General features: G+C 71.5%; 14 protein-coding genes. 7 read left to right on the plus strand and 7 right to left on the minus strand.

Going from position 1 to position 15,033, the window contains the following annotated elements:
• Nucleotides 1–32: 32 nt before the first annotated feature.
• Nucleotides 33–2,159 (minus strand): protein kinase, encoded by a 2,127-nt coding sequence (locus tag AB0K12_RS24625; protein WP_364565530.1) that lies wholly within the window; start codon nt 2,157–2,159, stop codon nt 33–35.
• 35 nt (nt 2,160–2,194) lie between these two features.
• Nucleotides 2,195–3,331, minus strand: coding sequence for a serine/threonine-protein kinase (locus tag AB0K12_RS24630; RefSeq protein ID WP_364565533.1), 1,137 nt, complete (start codon nt 3,329–3,331; stop codon nt 2,195–2,197).
• Nucleotides 3,332–3,959: 628 nt separating this feature from the next.
• On the opposite strand from AB0K12_RS24630, the gene AB0K12_RS24635 reads away from it, so the two are divergent.
• Nucleotides 3,960–4,148 carry a DUF5999 family protein gene (locus AB0K12_RS24635; RefSeq protein WP_345390070.1) on the plus strand — a complete coding sequence of 63 codons (189 nt, stop codon included), beginning with the start codon at nt 3,960–3,962 and terminating at the stop codon, nt 4,146–4,148.
• A gap of 276 nt (nt 4,149–4,424) precedes the next feature.
• Here the strand turns inward: AB0K12_RS24635 and AB0K12_RS24640 are convergent, their stop codons facing one another.
• Nucleotides 4,425–6,101 (minus strand): fumarate hydratase, encoded by a 1,677-nt coding sequence (locus AB0K12_RS24640; RefSeq protein WP_364565536.1) that lies wholly within the window; start codon nt 6,099–6,101, stop codon nt 4,425–4,427.
• 59 nt (nt 6,102–6,160) lie between these two features.
• Nucleotides 6,161–7,042, minus strand: a complete 882-nt coding sequence (locus AB0K12_RS24645) for a DMT family transporter (protein WP_364565539.1) — start codon at nt 7,040–7,042, stop codon at nt 6,161–6,163.
• Nucleotides 7,043–7,110: 68 nt separating this feature from the next.
• Here AB0K12_RS24645 and AB0K12_RS24650 point away from each other — a divergent pair, with 68 nt between their 5' ends.
• Nucleotides 7,111–8,520, plus strand: coding sequence for a PLP-dependent aminotransferase family protein (locus AB0K12_RS24650; RefSeq protein ID WP_364565542.1), 1,410 nt, complete (start codon nt 7,111–7,113; stop codon nt 8,518–8,520).
• Between the two features lie 34 nt (nt 8,521–8,554).
• Complete coding sequence (locus AB0K12_RS24655) at nt 8,555–9,493, plus strand: Gfo/Idh/MocA family oxidoreductase (RefSeq protein WP_364565545.1); 939 nt, start codon at nt 8,555–8,557, stop codon at nt 9,491–9,493.
• 15 nt (nt 9,494–9,508) lie between these two features.
• On the opposite strand, the gene AB0K12_RS24660 is transcribed toward AB0K12_RS24655, so the two are convergent.
• Complete coding sequence (locus tag AB0K12_RS24660) at nt 9,509–10,669, minus strand: MFS transporter (protein ID WP_364565548.1); 1,161 nt, start codon at nt 10,667–10,669, stop codon at nt 9,509–9,511.
• Between the two features lie 87 nt (nt 10,670–10,756).
• Nucleotides 10,757–11,425, minus strand: coding sequence for a DUF998 domain-containing protein (locus AB0K12_RS24665; RefSeq protein ID WP_364565551.1), 669 nt, complete (start codon nt 11,423–11,425; stop codon nt 10,757–10,759).
• Between the two features lie 164 nt (nt 11,426–11,589).
• Between AB0K12_RS24665 and AB0K12_RS24670 the strand changes: the two genes are divergently transcribed.
• Nucleotides 11,590–12,240 (plus strand): DUF1707 domain-containing protein, encoded by a 651-nt coding sequence (locus AB0K12_RS24670; RefSeq protein WP_364565553.1) that lies wholly within the window; start codon nt 11,590–11,592, stop codon nt 12,238–12,240.
• 68 nt (nt 12,241–12,308) lie between these two features.
• On the opposite strand, the gene glpX is transcribed toward AB0K12_RS24670, so the two are convergent.
• Nucleotides 12,309–13,343: a class II fructose-bisphosphatase gene (gene glpX, locus AB0K12_RS24675; protein WP_345390048.1), complete on the minus strand. Its 1,035-nt coding sequence runs from the start codon at nt 13,341–13,343 to the stop codon at nt 12,309–12,311.
• Nucleotides 13,344–13,521: 178 nt separating this feature from the next.
• On the opposite strand from glpX, the gene AB0K12_RS24680 reads away from it, so the two are divergent.
• The 3 genes from AB0K12_RS24680 to AB0K12_RS24690 are packed head-to-tail and all read left to right on the plus strand — an operon-like array spanning nt 13,522 to nt 14,989.
• Nucleotides 13,522–14,166, plus strand: coding sequence for a TetR/AcrR family transcriptional regulator (locus AB0K12_RS24680; RefSeq protein WP_364565944.1), 645 nt, complete (start codon nt 13,522–13,524; stop codon nt 14,164–14,166).
• 11 nt (nt 14,167–14,177) lie between these two features.
• Nucleotides 14,178–14,708, plus strand: a complete 531-nt coding sequence (locus AB0K12_RS24685; protein ID WP_364565556.1) for a DUF4245 domain-containing protein — start codon at nt 14,178–14,180, stop codon at nt 14,706–14,708.
• A 32-nt stretch (nt 14,709–14,740) separates the two neighbouring features.
• Nucleotides 14,741–14,989, plus strand: coding sequence for an exodeoxyribonuclease VII small subunit (locus AB0K12_RS24690; protein ID WP_364565559.1), 249 nt, complete (start codon nt 14,741–14,743; stop codon nt 14,987–14,989).
• Nucleotides 14,990–15,033: the final 44 nt, after the last annotated feature.

Raw genomic sequence — 15,033 nt, forward strand, 5'->3', positions numbered from 1 at the left:
CCGGGGAGGCGTGGGTGGTGCTCCGGAGCGGGTCAGCTGGAGAAGAGGGCCACGATGAGGACGGCGATCACCACGGCGGCCGCGGCGGCCACCGCCATCAGGACCAGCATGCCGTTGCGGTTGCCGGCCGGTTGCTTCTCCTCAGGGCCGGCGATCGCGAACAGGTCCGTGCCGAGGCCGTGGCTCTCGCTGATGCCCTGCTGCGGCCCGACCGGCTGCGGCCGGCCCGGCTGCTGGCCCGGCTGGGGTGGGGGCACCGGATAGACCTGCTGGCCGGGTGGGTTCTTGGGCGGGGTAGGGATGCGGGTGGTGACCACCGTGCTCTCGTCCCCAGGACCCTGGGGTGGCTGGCCGCCCGTGCCCTGGTCCGGTGCCGACGGGAAGGGGCCCTTGGGGCGCGAGATGCTCACCGTCCGCTCGGGGTCGTAATCGTCGCCCGCACCACCGCGCGGCCCACCCTGAACGCCTCCCTGACCACCAGCCTGCGGCGCGCCTGGCCCGCCCTGGGCGAACCCGTGCGGTCCGGTGGGTGCCTGAGGACCAGTCTGGGCACCGCCGCGCGATCCGCCGTAGGGCCCGCTGCCCGGGCCGCCCGGCGTGTTGCCGTGCGGGTCGCCTGGCGCGTTCCCCTGCGGGCCGTTTCCCGGCCGGCCCGGTGCGCCGCCCGGGGCCGGGGAGGCGAAAGCCTGCTGCCGGCCCGGTGGGGGATAGCTGGGAGGGGTGACCTGGGGCATGGTCGGCGAGTTCGCACCCCGCGCGCCACCCTGCGGCCCTGAAGCAGCATGCGGGCCCGTGGCACCCCGAGACCCGGGAGCACCTTGCGGGCCTGTGGCACCGTGAGGGCCTGATCCGGGAGCGCCCTGCGGGCCTGTGGCGCCGTGTGGGCCTGATGCCGGGTGCGCACCCGACGCGGGACCACGGCCGCCGGCCGCAGCGGCCGGCCGCTGGCCAGGCCCCGGGGGGACCTGCCCGCCACCAGGGCCACCCTGCCTGCCGGGGGCACCTGGACCACCAGGGCCACCCTGCCCGCCAGGGGCGCCTGGACCGCCGGAGCCGCCGGGCATGCCGGGGCCCTGCGCGCCCGGTCCGGCGGGGCCGACCGGCATCCCTGGGCGCTGTCCGCCCGGGCCGCCCTGCACACCCGGTCCTCCCGGCCTGCCCTGGCCGCTCGGTCCGCCCTGGCCGCCCTGTGCGCCTGGGCCCTGGCCTGCTGCGCCGGGGTGCTGGGAGCCGCGTCCCTGAGATTGGGAAGTTGTGGATTGGGGGGCGAACGGGTCGGGCAAAGCGGCCTCCTGCGCCTTAAGAGCCTCGGCCGTCAGCGCCGGCATCTCGCTCGTGGGGGTGTCGGCGACCATGCGCAGCAGGGTCTCCGCTTTGGCGGCGCCGAGGCGCTGCCGGTAGTCCTTGTTGAGCAGCCCGTTCAGCACCGGACGCAGCCGCCCCGCCTGCGTGGGCGGGTCGGCGTTCTCGGTGAGCAGCGCGGCCAGCGTCTCGGCGATCGTGGACCGCTCGTACGCGGGCCGCCCCTCGACGGCGAAGTACAGCGTCGCCCCGAGCGACCAGATGTCGGACTCGGGCCCGGTGTACTCGCCACGGGCCCGCTCGGGAGCGGTGTAGCCGGGTGAGCCGATGACCATGCCGGTCTTGGTGAGCCGCGAGTCGCCCTCCGCCTTGGCGATGCCGAAGTCGGTGAGCACGACGCGCCCGCTCTCGGTGATGAGCACGTTGGCCGGTTTGACGTCGCGGTGGGTGATGCCCTGGGCGTGCGCGGCGCGGAGGGCGCCGAGCAGGTCGACGCCGATCTCCGCCACGAGCCGCGGCGGCAGCGGCCCCTCCTCCTCGATCACCTGCTCAAGGGAGCGGGCCTCGATGAGCTCCATGATGATCCACGGGCTGTTGTCCTGGATGATGACGTCGTGGATGGAGGCCACGGACGGATGGTTGATCCGCGAGGCGATACGTCCTTCGCGGACCATGCGCTCGCGCAGCTCGGCCCGCTGTTCCTCGGTGAGCCCGGGGTCCTGGCGGATTTCCTTGACCGCCACCTCGCGCCCGAGCGCGCGGTCGCGGGCGCGCCACACGGTTCCCATCGTGCCCCGGCCGAGCGGGACGATGAGCTCGTAGCGCTCCGCGAGCAGGCGTGTCTGCTGTTCCGGCATGAGAAGAAGATATCGATTCTCGCTTGGGAAGTGCTTTACCCTCGCTTGCGAAGTTCTCTTGGCCAGAACCGCCGAGGAAGGAACAACTTTATCACCGTCGCTTTGAATCGGGCATAAGCGGACGGCGTGGGCCGCTGTTCGACACGCCTCCTGTGGACGCCTTCGCCGGATTTACGTTCGAGCCTGGGCGAGGGCACGGTGAACGGCGCGGCGGGCGGGTCGGCCCTGTGCATCCCCCGGTGCGAGGGCCGGCGTACGAAAGAGGGCTGCGGGATCGGCGCCGGGGCCCTGCCGGTGGCTTTACCTGTGGTTTTCCCGGGGCTTTTACGCGGCGGCAGCGGCTCCTCCGCCGAGCCGCCCGCGGCCACCCTGGCCAGCATGAGCGAGGCGCGTACCGAATCGAGCCTGGTCGCGGGGTCGATCCTGAGCAGCGCGTCGAGCACGGGCGCGAGCGGCCCCGCCTTGGTCATGGGGATCGGCTCGCCGCTGGTGAGCGCGGCCAGGGCGGCGGCGGCCGTACGCCTGCCGCTCAGGCCCCTGCCCTCGACGGCGGTGTAGAGGGTCGCGCCGAGCGACCACAGATCGCCGGCGGGGCTGGCCTTGGAGCCGAGCACCCGCTCTGGAGCGATGTATCCGGCGGAGCCCAGAACGATGCCCGCCTGGGTGATGGAGACGTCACCTTCGAGTGCGGCGAGGCCGAAGTCGGTCAGGACCGCGCGGTCCTCCGTCACCAGCACGTTGCTCGGCTTGACGTCGCGGTGCAGGATGCCCTTCGCGTGCACGGCGCGCAGCGCGCCGAGGATCTGCCGGCCGATCTCGGCCACTTTGCGGGGGTGGAGCGGTCCCTCTTCCTTGATGAGCTGCTCAAGGGACCTCGCGTGGAGCAGCTCCATCACGATCCACGGCCGGTCGTCCTCGGTGACGACGTCGAAGACGGTGATGACGGACGGGTGCGCGACCATCGCGGTGGCCCGGCCCTCGCGCTCGGTGCGCGCGCACAGCTCGGCGCGCAGCTCCTCGTCGAGAACGGTGGGCAGCCGCACCTCCTTGACCGCCACGTCACGGTCGAGCAGCTCGTCATGCGCCCGCCAGACGGTGCCCATGCCGCCACGACCAACCGGCTCAAGAAGCCGATAGCGCGCGGCGAGGAGGTATCCGGAAGGCGCACGCATGGCAGGCAGCTTACCTATTTGTGTAAACCGACCAGTAGAGGCAGGGCCGATTAATTGTTGCGAACTTAAGTCAACCCGTATGACTTGTGACGTCAGCAAACCCCCTGGTCACATCCGCGCGCCGGGGTGCTCGCGGTGCTCGCGACCCGTCTCCGGTAGCCCAGCGTACGCGATCACCTGCGGTTCGTCGCAACCCCTGCCCGGAGTGGCAGGGCGTTTTCGCAGGTCATACGCCGTATGTGTCGATCGGCACAACGTTCGGCGGATTGGTTGTGCATGATGCCTGGTAGGGGACTACCAGCAGTACGGCAGGCTGGCTGACAGGAACCACGGGGGTGCCGTCAGCGAGTTGAAAGGGTGCCGTAAGAGGACGGGGGCACGGTGAAGGCACAGAAACCCGGCGAAGCGCCCAGGCGAACTCACCGGAAACTGTCGGTTCCCGACGTCAGACTGAAGTCCTATCCACCGAAGACGGACCGCCGAAGGATGTGAGGAAGATGCGCCAGACGCAGGTGCGCCGCCGGCCGAGGAAGCCGGTCAAGGTGGCGCTCGACCTCCGCACTCCGTCAGGGCGCCATCTGCCCTTCTGACCGACCAGCAACCAGGAGCGCCATCTGAGAGGTGCGCGATGTGCAGTCACTACCCCGTTTGCCCGAGTGCCGACTCTCCCGACCGTGAGCGGTCGCACGTGATCGCCTCCCACCCCGACCAGGGTTGGAGCCTGCTCTGCAACGGCGTCGTGCTGTTCGACGACACCGGCCTGCTGCTGCCCGACGGCACCGTCGTGGCCCCGCACCGCGCGCCGCTGGCCGCCTGAGCTCCTGACCGCCGCGCCGCCGGGGCACAGGAGCCCCAGCGGCGGTGACCCGTCCGATGAGGAGCCTCAGCGGCGGCCGATGCTCAGCACGGGGCCCGTCTTGTCGGTGAAGAAATCCTCGCAGCTTCCTCGGCCGCATACCCGAGGCCAGTGGCGAGCTTCTGGGGCAGCACAACGTCAGCACCTGTGCTGACGACAACCATGTGCAATGCGAGGCCCCAGCACCCAAGCTGTACGGCTGTGATCTGGAGCCTTCGGGTTCGCCACGGAAGAGTGCTACAGCTTGGGCGAACGTGTAGGGATGCCGACGAAGGTGGCTCCGCCGTCAAGTTGCCGTTGATCAAAGAAGTCGGCGCCCTTGTCGTCCACGACGATGAACGCGGGGAAGTCGACGACCTCGATCTTCCACACCGCCTCCATGCCGAGCTCCGGATATTCCAGCACCTCGACCTTCTTGATGCAGTCTTGTGCCAGCCGGGCCGCGGGGCCGCCGATCGAGCCCAGGTAGAAGCCGCCGTACTTCTGGCAGGCCTCGGTGACCTGCTTCGAGCGGTTGCCCTTGGCCAGCATCACCATGGAGCCGCCGGCCGCCTGGAAGCGCTCGACGTAGGAGTCCATGCGCCCGGCCGTGGTCGGGCCGAACGAGCCGGAGGCGTAGCCCTCCGGCGTCTTGGCCGGTCCGGCGTAGTAGACCGCGTGGTCCTTGAGGTATTGCGGCATCTCGCCGCCGTTGTCGAGCAGCTCCGCGATCTTGGCGTGCGCGATGTCGCGGGCCACGACCAGCGGGCCGGTGAGCGACAGGCGGGTCTTGACCGGGTATTTCGACAGCTCGGCCAGGATCTCGGGCATCGGCCGGTTGAGGTCGATCTGCACGACGTCGTCGGAGAGGTGCTCGTCGGTGGTGTCGGGCAGGAAGCGGGCCGGGTCGGTCTCCAACTGCTCCAGGAAGACGCCCTCCGGCGTGATCTTGGCGAGCGCCTGGCGGTCGGCCGAGCAGGAGACCGCGATGGCCACCGGGCAGGACGCGCCGTGGCGGGGCAGGCGGATCACGCGGACGTCGTGGCAGAAGTATTTGCCGCCGAACTGCGCGCCGATGCCCAGCTTCTGGGTCAGCTCGAAGACCTTGGCCTCCATCTCCAGGTCACGGAACCCGTGGCCGGACGGCGAGCCCTCGGTGGGGATGGAGTCGAGGTAGCGGGCGCTGGCGTATTTGGCGGTCTTGAGCGCGTACTCGGCGGAGGTGCCGCCCACGACGACGGCCAGGTGGTACGGCGGGCAGGCCGCCGTGCCGAGCGACCTGATCTTCTCTTCCAGGAAGGCCATCATGCGCTTCTCGTTGAGCACGGCCTTGGTCTCCTGGTACAGGAACGACTTGTTGGCCGAGCCGCCGCCCTTGGCCATGAACAGCAGCTTGTACTCGTCGGGGTGGCCGTGGGGGTCCTCGGCGTAGAGCTCGACCTGGGCGGGCAGGTTGTTGCCGGTGTTCTTCTCCTCCCACATGGTGATCGGGGCCATCTGGGAATAGCGCAGGTTGAGCTTGGTGTAGGCGTCGTACACGCCGCGCGAGATGTGCTCGGCGTCGCGCCCGTCGGTCAGCACGTGGCGGCCGCGCTTGCCCATGACGATGGCGGTGCCGGTGTCCTGGCACATCGGCAGCACGCCGCCGGCCGAGATGGAGGCGTTCTTCAGCAGGTCGAGGGCGACGAAGCGGTCGTTGCCGCTGGACTCGGGGTCATCGACGATCTTCCTGAGCTGGGCGAGGTGCGAGGCGCGCAGGAAGTGGGAGATGTCGTGGACGGCCGCCTCGGTCAGCAGGCGCAGCGCCTCCGGCGACACTTCGAGGAACGTACGCCCGGCCGCTTCGACCTTCCGCACCCCCTCCGAAGTGATCAGCCGGTATTCGGTGTCGTCGGCTCCAAGCGGAAGCAGGTCGGTGTAGTCGAACTCGCCCATGTCCATCCTTTCGGTCGCTCCAAGAGATTACGCGCCCTTGAAGCGGGCCAGGGACCGGCTCAGGCCTCCGACGGCCGGACGGCGGGCTCGGGGCCGCCGGTGCGCGCCGCGGTGAGGCCCACCATGATGCCGGTGACCACCAGTCCGGCCCCGACCAGGTCGTACGCGGACGGCGTGGCGACGCCGAGCACCGCGCCCGTGACGATCGCCGCCACCGGGATGAGCCCGGCGAACAGCCCGGCCCTGCCGGGGCCCAGCTTGGGCAGCGAGCGGTACCACAGGAAGAACGCGATCACCGTCACCACGATCGCGAGGTAGCCGAGCCCGAGCGCCTCGGGCAGGGTGGGCGTCCGCAGCATCGCGGGGCCCTCGCTCACCCAGCCGACCAGCGCCAGCATGGGCACGGCCAGCGTCGTCGAGTACGCCGAGACCCTGATCGCGCCGAGCCGGGGCAGCAGCGGGATGGCCAGCAGCGAGAAGCTGATCTCGCCGACGAGCGCGCCGAGCGCCCACAGCAGGCTCTCGGTGGTGCCGCTGCCGAGCCCGGTGGCCAGCGTCGCGCCGGTCACCACGACGGCGGCGCCGAGCAGCAGCCGGGGCGCCGGCCGGCCGCCGGCCAGCGCGAGCGCCAGCGGCACGGTGCCGAGCACGGTGCCGACCAGGGCGGGGCCGGAGGCGCGGGTGGACTCGATGACGCAGACGTTGAAGAACACCAGCCCGAGCAGCGCGAGCCCGGCCAGGCAGAGCACCTCGCGGCCGGTCATCCTGACGAACCGCAGGCCGAGCACCCGCGTGATGACGAGCAGAACGACCGCCGCGACGAGATACCTGACGGCCTGTCCGCCGTATATGGGGTAAGCGCCGATCAGTCCCGCGACTCCGGCCAGGGTCCCCACCAGGAACATGGCCGCGGCGGCGCCCAGGATGCCGTTTCTCATCATGCGAAGGATGCTAGGGAGACAATGGTTCGGGAAAACAGTCCAATCTGCCGCTGGAAGACAGGACCAATATGGCCGACCTCCATATCCGGATAGACCGCGGGAAGGGAGGCATCGCCGGGCAGATCGCGTCGGAGCTGCGCGAGTCCATCCGCGGCGGGCGGCTCGCGCCTGGCACCCGCCTGCCCGCCACCCGCGACCTCGCCACCGACCTGCAGGTCTCCAGGGGCGTGGTGGTGGAGGCGTACGAGCAGCTGGTGGCCGAGGGCTTCCTGGTCTCCAGGGTGGGCGTCGGCACTCAGGTGACGCCGAAGAACACCCGGCAGCGCGCCGCCGCGCCGCCCAAGCCGCAACAGGTGCGGCGCAGGACGCCGAGCACCGTCTCCTACCATGGCCATCGCCCCACTTCCCCCGACCTCAGCCACTTCCCCCGTGAACGCTGGCTGGCGGCCGTCAGGCACGTGCTGACCACCGTACCCTCGGACGCCCTCGATTACGGGGACCCCGGCGGCGTGCCTGAGCTGCGGGAAGAGCTGGCCGGCTACCTCAGGAGGGTCAGGGCGGCCGACGTGCGCCCCGAGAACCTCGTCGTCGTGGGCGGCGTCGCCCAGGGGCTGAGCCTGGCGCTGCACGTGCTCACCGACCAGCGCCCGCTGCGGCTGGCCGTCGAGGACCCGACGAGCCACCGGCAGGTGCCGCTGCTCAGGCGGGCGGGCGCGCACGTCGTGCCGGTGCCGGTGGACGAGGAGGGCCTCGACGTGCGGCGCATCGGCGGTGACGCGGCGCTGGTGACGCCGGCGCACCAGTTCCCGACCGGGGTGGTGCTCTCGCCGCGGCGCAGGGCGGCGCTCATGGAGTGGGCGTACGCGGGGCACCGGCTGATCATCGAGGACGACTACGACGCCGAGTTCCGCTTCGACCGCGACCCCGTCGGCTGCCTGCAGGGGCTCGCACCCGACCGGGTGATCCTGTGCGGCAGCGTGAGCAAGGCGCTCGCGCCCGGCCTGCGTCTCGGCTGGGTGGCGGCGCCGCCCGACCTGGCCGAGGGCATCCGCAGGGCGCGCGGCGAGCTGGACCTCGGCTCGCCGGTCATCGAGCAGCACGCGCTCGCGCACTTCCTGCGGACCGGCGGCTACGACCGGCACCTGCGGCGGATGCGCAGGGAGTACCGCCGCCGCCGTGACGCGCTGGTGGGCGCGCTGGCCGCGGAGCTGCCCGCCGTACGGGTGCGCGGCATCGAGGCCGGGCTGCACGTCTACCTGGAGCTGCCCGCCGGGTGGGACGAGCCGCGTACGGTGCGGGCCGCCCAGGAGCTGGGCCTGTCGGTCGAGCCGGTCGGTCCGATGCGGGAGTCCGCGGGGCCGCCTGCCGTGGTCATGGGGTTCGCCCGGCTGCCCGTGCACAAGGCGGAGGAGGCCGTACGAGGCTTGAAGGTCAGAATGTCTGGACAAATCTTGACTGGAGGGGGCAGGCGTGCCTAGAAAGAGAATCTGATTCCAGAAGCAGGGAGGCGTCATGCGGGTGGGATTGCTGGGTCTGGGCCGGATCGGCGCCTTCCACGCCGCCACCCTCGCCGCGCACCCGCTGGTGGACGAGCTGATCGTGGCCGACCCCGTGCGCACGTCCCCGTACGGCAGGCCGGGCGACCCCTTCGAGGCGGACGCCGTCGTCATCGCCACGCCGACCGGCACCCACGCCGAGCTGATCGTCGTGGCCTGCGAGCGGGGCATCCCGGCCTTCTGCGAGAAACCGGTGGCGGGCACGGTCGCCGAGACCGTCAAGGTGCTGGAGGCGCGCGGGGACAATCGGGTGCAGATCGGATTCCAGCGGCGGTTCGACCCCGGCTACGTGGCCGCCGCCGCGGCGTTGCGCGCCGGTGAGCTGGGGGAGCTGCACCGCGTCCACATGGTGACGGCCGATCCGGCGCCGCCGCCCGCCGAGTACCTGCCGATGTCGGGCGGGATCTTCCGCGACTGCCACATCCACGACTTCGACATCCTGCGCTGGGTCACCGGCCGGGAGGTGGCGTCGGTGTACGCGCGCGGCGCCAACCGCGGCGCCGCCTTCTTCGCCGAGGCCGGCGACGTGGACAACAGCGCCGCGCTGCTCACCCTCGACGACGGCACGCTCGCCACGCTGCAGGGCTCGCGCTACAACGGCGGCGGGTACGACGTCCGCATGGAGCTGGCCGGCACCCGGCGCACGCAGGCCGTGGGCCTCGGCCCGCGCGCCCCGCTGCACTCGGCCGAGCAGCCCGCGAGCGGCGCCGAGCCGTGGCCCGACTTCGTCACCCGCTTCGAGGCCGCCTACCGCGCCGAGATCGACGCCTTCCTCACCGGCGACCGCAGCCCGTGCTCGATCGAGGACGCCCTGGAGGCCCTGTACGTCGCCGAGGCCGCCGACCTCTCGCTCCGCGAAGGCCGCCCGGTGGAGGTGGCGGAGGTCCGCCGCTGACGCTGATGAGGCCGGTCAGGTGGTGGCCGGGGTGCGCTTGGGTTCGAAGCCGGGCGCCAGGGCGATGATCGCCGCCGCCAGCACCAGCGGCGCGGCGAACGCCACCCGCATGTCCACGGCGTCCGCGATCCCGCCCACGAGCGCCGCGCCCACGATGAACCCGACGTAGTTGAAGAGGTTCACCCGGGCGATGGCGACGCCGGTGCCCGCCGGGTCGAGCCGCCCGGCCGCCGAGAACGACTGCGGCGCCACCACCGACAGCCCCACCCCGGTCAGGCCGAACGCGACGATGCCGAGCGGCTGGTTCGGCGCCAGCACGACGCCGAGGAACCCGATCGTGGCGATCACCCCGCCGATCCTGACGATGGCGGCGGGCCCGTAGCGGCGCACGGCCAGGTCGCCGGCGAGGCGGACGGCCAGCGTGGTCGCCTGGTAGGCGACGTAGGCCAGCGGGATCACCCGGGGGCCGGCCGCCAGCACATCCTTCATGAACACGGTGTTGAAGTTGGAGACGGCCGCGTCGCCGACGTACAGGAAGCCCATGGCCAGGCAGAGCGGGATGATCGGCCGCCAGGGGAAGCGGCCGGCGACCGTCTCCGCGGGCGTCTCCACCTTCTCCTCGGCGGGCCCGCACAGGTGCCGCCCCGCGTAGAGCGAGCCGGCCAGCGCGAACACCATGGGCGCGCCCATGACGACCGGCAGCGGCAGGTCGGCCGCCGCCGACGCCCACAGCGCGCCGAGCATGCTGAGCACGCTCCACACGCAGTGGAAGCCGTTGAGCACCTGTATGCCGTACCGGCGCTCGACCGCCACGCCCTGCATGTTCATGCCCGCGTCCACCGCGCCCACGGCCACCCCGAACAGCAGCAGCACCGGCACCAGCAGCGGCACGTTCGGGGCGAGCCCGGCCAGCACAACGGCGGCGGCCACGGCCGGCTGCGCGACGCGCAGCAGCAGCCTGCTGCCCCAGCGGGCGGCGAACGCTCCGGCCGCCACGCTGCCCGCGCCCGCGAACACGGGCACGATGAGCAGCAGCAACGTCAGGCTGCCCTCGTCGAGGCCGTGCTTGGACTGCAGGTTCGCGACCTGGATGAGCAGCGAGGCGAAGGACAGGCCCTGGACGCCGTAGACGACGTACGTGGCGATGCGGGCCTGGCGATCACGTGAGGACGGCACGGCGGCCTCCTGGTGGGGGGAGTCAAACGTGAGGCGGAGTCAGGTTAGCGGCTGCCCCGGCCCACCACCAGCACGAGATCGGCACGTTTACGTCGAGCTCTCCACCGCCACGCCGCCCGGCCGCTCCTCCCGCTCCCGTACGTCGATCCGCCCTGCCGCCGCCCACACCCCCAGCGCCAGCAGCGCCGCCACCTCCGTCACGGCCAAACCCCGCTCCACCAGCCCCAACGGCATGACGCGATACCACGGCAGCCCCTCGGCGGACGCGATGAACATCATCGTGCCGATGCCCGCCACCCACAGCAGCGAGCACACCCCGAACCCGAACGCCACCAAGGTCGCCCGCGACCGCTGCCGGTGCCACGGCCTGGCGATCAGCAGCGCGGCCAGCGGCAGGCTGAGGAAGGCCACGAAGCTGCCCACCCGGTGGATGCTGCCGCTCATGCTCGGCCCCACCGACCAGTCGTGCTTCTCGAACCAGGCCGTCACGAACAACCCCAGGCTCCACCCCATCAGCGCGATCGTGCCGAGCACCCCGGCCAGCTTCTTCCTGGCCAGCGACACGCCGATGGCGAGCGACCCCGCCGCCAATAAGCCCACCCCGAGGCCGAAGACCCAGCCGCCGGGCCCCAGCCCGTGCTCGCTGATGGTCCGGCGGAACGGATCCATCTCGTCCAGGCTGGAGATCTCCAAGCCGATGATCACCGCTATGCCGGCGCCTGCCGCGCCGAGTCCCCACCGCGCCGGTCGATGCACGTACGCCTCCCTTTAAGCGGATCAACGGCCGTACGGACGCCTGGATTCCGCGTCATCGGCGGAGAAAACAGGACACGCGCGGCACGCCGCCGTTCGCCGGGGTCCTCGGACACCTCACCTCCAGGGGCGAGCGAATCCGCCGACCGCCGGATATCGTCGGAGATGTGAACGAACGCGCGGGCTCGTGGTTGCCGAAGCTGCAGGAAGTCGGGGAGCGGCTGGCCGAGGAGTGGGTCTCCGCCCGCCGGCCGCAGCCATCGGGCGACGTGCCGCAGCCGCACGAGCTGCGCGCCTCCGACGCCGACCGCGAACGCATCGCCCAGGTGCTCCAGGACGCCCACGCCGACGGCCGGCTCATGCTCGACGAGCTCGAAGAGCGGCTCGGCGTGCTCTACTCCGCCCGCACGCTCGGCGAGCTGGCCGAGCTCACCACCGACCTGCTGCCGCCCGACCAGCAGCCGCTCAACCTCGACGGACGGCCCGTCTCCGCGATCTTCAAGCAGGAGAAGCGCGGCGGGCGCTGGGTGGTGCCCGCCGAGCTGGGCGTGACCGCCATGTTCGGCACCACCAAACTCGACTTCCGCGACGCCATCCTGCAGAACCGCCGGATCATCATCAACGCCACCCTCGTCTTCGGCGGCCTGGAGATCCACGTGCCCGAGGGGCTCGAGGTGATCAGGGTGGCGAAGGACAAGACCGTCCGCCTGACCAAACAGCCCACCGAGCCGGACGCGCCGGTCGTCGAGGTGCGCACCACGAACTTCGCGGGCGAGGTCAAGGTCAAGGAGCCACCGCGCCGCAAGCGCCGCCGCTGACCTCTCGTCTCGAAGATCAGCCGGCGGTGCCTGCTTGCCGGCTCAGCCGGCGGCGCCTGATTGCCGGCTCAGCCGGCGGTGTCGAAGTTGATCGCGCTGTACGCCCGCAGCTTCCAGAGCTGGTGCTCGCTCTCGATCTTCCTGATCGTGCCCGACCGCCCGCGCATCACCAGTGACTGCGTGACCGCCGAGCCGGCGCGGAACCGTACGCCCTGCATCAGCTCGCCCTGCGTGATGCCCGTCGCCGCGAAGAACACGTCGTCGGACTTCACCAGGTCGTTCGTGGTGAGCACCTGGCTCAGGTCGTGACCCGCGTCCACGGCGCGGGAGCGCTCGGCGTCGTCGCGCGGCCACAGCTTGCCCTGGATGACGCCGCCCAGGCACTTGAGCGCGCACGCCGCCACGATGCCCTCGGGCGTGCCGCCGATGCCCAGCATCAGGTCGATGCCGGTGCCCTGGCGGGCCGCCATGATCGCGCCGGCCACGTCGCCGTCGGTGATGAACTTGATCCGCGCGCCCGTCTCCCTGATCTCCTTGACCAGCCGCTCGTGGCGCGGCCGGTCGAGCACGACCACGGTCACGTCGGAGGGCGAGCAGTGCTTGGCCCTCGCCACCGCGTCGATGTTGACCGCGACCGGGGCCTCGATGTCCACCACGTCGGCCGCCTCGGGGCCGGTGACCAGCTTCTCCATGTAGAAGACGGCCGACGGGTCGTACATCGAGCCGCGCTCGCTCACCGCGATCACCGACACCGCGTCGGGCATGCCGAGCGCGGTCAGCCGGGTGCCGTCGATCGGGTCGACCGCCACGTCGCAGTCGGGGCCGCTGCCGTCGCCCACCTGCTCGCCGTTGTAGAGCATCGGCGCGTGGTCCTTCTCGCCCTCGCCGATGACGACCACGCCGTTCATGGAGACCGTGCTGATGAGCTGGCGCATGGCGTTGACGGCGGCGCCGTCCGCGCCGTTCTTGTCGCCGCGGCCGACCCACCGGGCCGCCGCCATCGCGGCCGCCTCCGTGACACGGACGAGTTCCAGCGCCAGGTTGCGATCAGGGGCGTGCTCGCTGGTGGCGAGCGCCGGCGGCACGGAAGTCTGGTCGGACATGATGGCTGGCCTCCTCGTGGGACGTCTCCCTCGATCGTAGTTGCCGGTCTATTCCCGGTCGGAGGGGGATAATCTGCAAATGGTGCGTGGATTTTGTGCCATACGCTGTGCGCGCCGGGGATCGCGCCTCCAACATGGTGCGTGGCCCCCGCCGTGGAGGAGATCCCTGATGAGCGAAGTGGACAGCGACGTCAACGGCGACGTTCCCGCCGGCGCGAGCAGCGACGGGGCCGTCGTCACCCAGCCGCGTACGTCCGAGCGCGGCGCGGCCACCCGCAGCTCACTGCTCGCCGCCGCCCGCGAGGTCTTCATCTCCAAGGGGTTCGCCGAGGCCGGCGTCACCGACGTGGTCGCTCGGGCCGAGGCCAGCGTCGGCAGCCTCTACCACCACTTCTCCGGCAAGGCCGACCTCTACCTCACGCTGTGGGAGGAGTTCCAGGCCCGGCAGACCCAGCGCACGAAGGAGGCCGCCCGCGCGGCCCGCGCCGCCGGTGAGAGCGACCCCATGGGGGTGTTCGTGCGTGCCGCGCGCGCGTACCTCGACGGGTGCCTTGAGGAACGCGAGCTGGCCGCGTTGTTCCTGCGCGGTGACGGGCCGCCCGGGTTCGACGTCATCATGCGGGACCGGCTCCGTACGTGGGCGCAGCGCAACGCCGCGCTCTTCGAGGACGACCGCGCCCTCGTCGTGGTGATCACCGGCGCGCTCGCCGCGGCCGTCTCCGAGATCGTCCTCACCGACAACCGGGGCCTGGCCGAGGACGTTCTCGCCATCATCGGCGGCATCCGCCCGGCCGCTTCTGCGACCGGCCGCTCCAACGGGTAACCTCGCCAAGTGTGCGACGGTTCACCCAAGGTCTCTACGGCTACGCGGTAGCCCTCTTCGTCTGCCTCGCCGGGGCCGGGCTGTTCCTGCTGGTCACCCCGCAAAGCCGCGATGAGCACATTCCGCGGTTCGACTACTCCATCACCGTCGCCAACTTCGGCCACGGCGTGCCGTACGGTGTGTGGGCGCCGCAGCAGGACCCGCCTGGTTGGGTGCCCAACAGCAACAGGATCGCCGACGGCGAGAACGGCGCCAAGGTCCTCTACCTCGGCTACGCCACCGCCAAGCGCGAGCACGCGATGTTCGTGCAGAGCGACGAGCAGCCCGCCGCCGGGTTCGCCAGCCGCATGGCCAACAGCGACAAGGCCGTCGGCACCCAGCAGATCGGCGGCGTCGCCTGGGAGCAGCGCTTCCGCGAGGACAAGAACCAGCGCTCGCTCGTCCGCGTCCTGCCCGATGTCACGCTCGTCGTCACCGGCACCGCCGACTGGCCCGAACTCGCCGACCTCGCCGGCCGCCTCCAGCAGCGGCCGAAAGGCTGAGCACGGGCGCCGGCGCGTCTAGGCTGGACGGCGTGGCAGACGAGAAGGCGCCCGCGGGCGAGAAGACACTCTCCTACGAGCAGGCCCGCGAAGAGCTCACCGAGGTGGTGCGGCGGCTGGAGACCGGCGGGCTGACGCTGGAGCAGTCGATCGAGCTGTGGGAGCGGGGGGAGAAGCTGGCGGCCGTCTGCGAGGAGTGGCTGCAGGGCGCCCGCGTCAAACTCGCCGCCGCCATGGCCCGCCGCACCGACCCCACCGCGTCCGACGACACCCCCTTCTAACCCCCGACCCCCGAGCCGCTGGCCTCGGCCTCCGGCCCCCGCTT

The sequence above is a fragment of the Nonomuraea sp. NPDC049419 genome (assembly GCF_040676995.1).
GTDB lineage: Bacteria > Actinomycetota > Actinomycetes > Streptosporangiales > Streptosporangiaceae > Nonomuraea > Nonomuraea salmonea.

Bases quoted from the DNA above. Each gene is read 5' to 3' on its own strand.
- AB0K12_RS24625 (WP_364565530.1), bottom strand. From the start codon at position 2,159: ATGCCGGAACAGCAGACACGCCTGCTCGCGGAGCGCTACGAGCTCATC.
- AB0K12_RS24630 (WP_364565533.1), bottom strand. From the start codon at position 3,331: ATGCGTGCGCCTTCCGGATACCTCCTCGCCGCGCGCTATCGGCTTCTT.
- AB0K12_RS24635 (WP_345390070.1), top strand. From the start codon at position 3,960: ATGTGCAGTCACTACCCCGTTTGCCCGAGTGCCGACTCTCCCGACCGT.
- AB0K12_RS24640 (WP_364565536.1), bottom strand. From the start codon at position 6,101: ATGGGCGAGTTCGACTACACCGACCTGCTTCCGCTTGGAGCCGACGAC.
- AB0K12_RS24645 (WP_364565539.1), bottom strand. From the start codon at position 7,042: ATGATGAGAAACGGCATCCTGGGCGCCGCCGCGGCCATGTTCCTGGTG.
- AB0K12_RS24650 (WP_364565542.1), top strand. From the start codon at position 7,111: ATGGCCGACCTCCATATCCGGATAGACCGCGGGAAGGGAGGCATCGCC.
- AB0K12_RS24655 (WP_364565545.1), top strand. From the start codon at position 8,555: ATGCGGGTGGGATTGCTGGGTCTGGGCCGGATCGGCGCCTTCCACGCC.
- glpX (WP_345390048.1), bottom strand. From the start codon at position 13,343: ATGTCCGACCAGACTTCCGTGCCGCCGGCGCTCGCCACCAGCGAGCAC.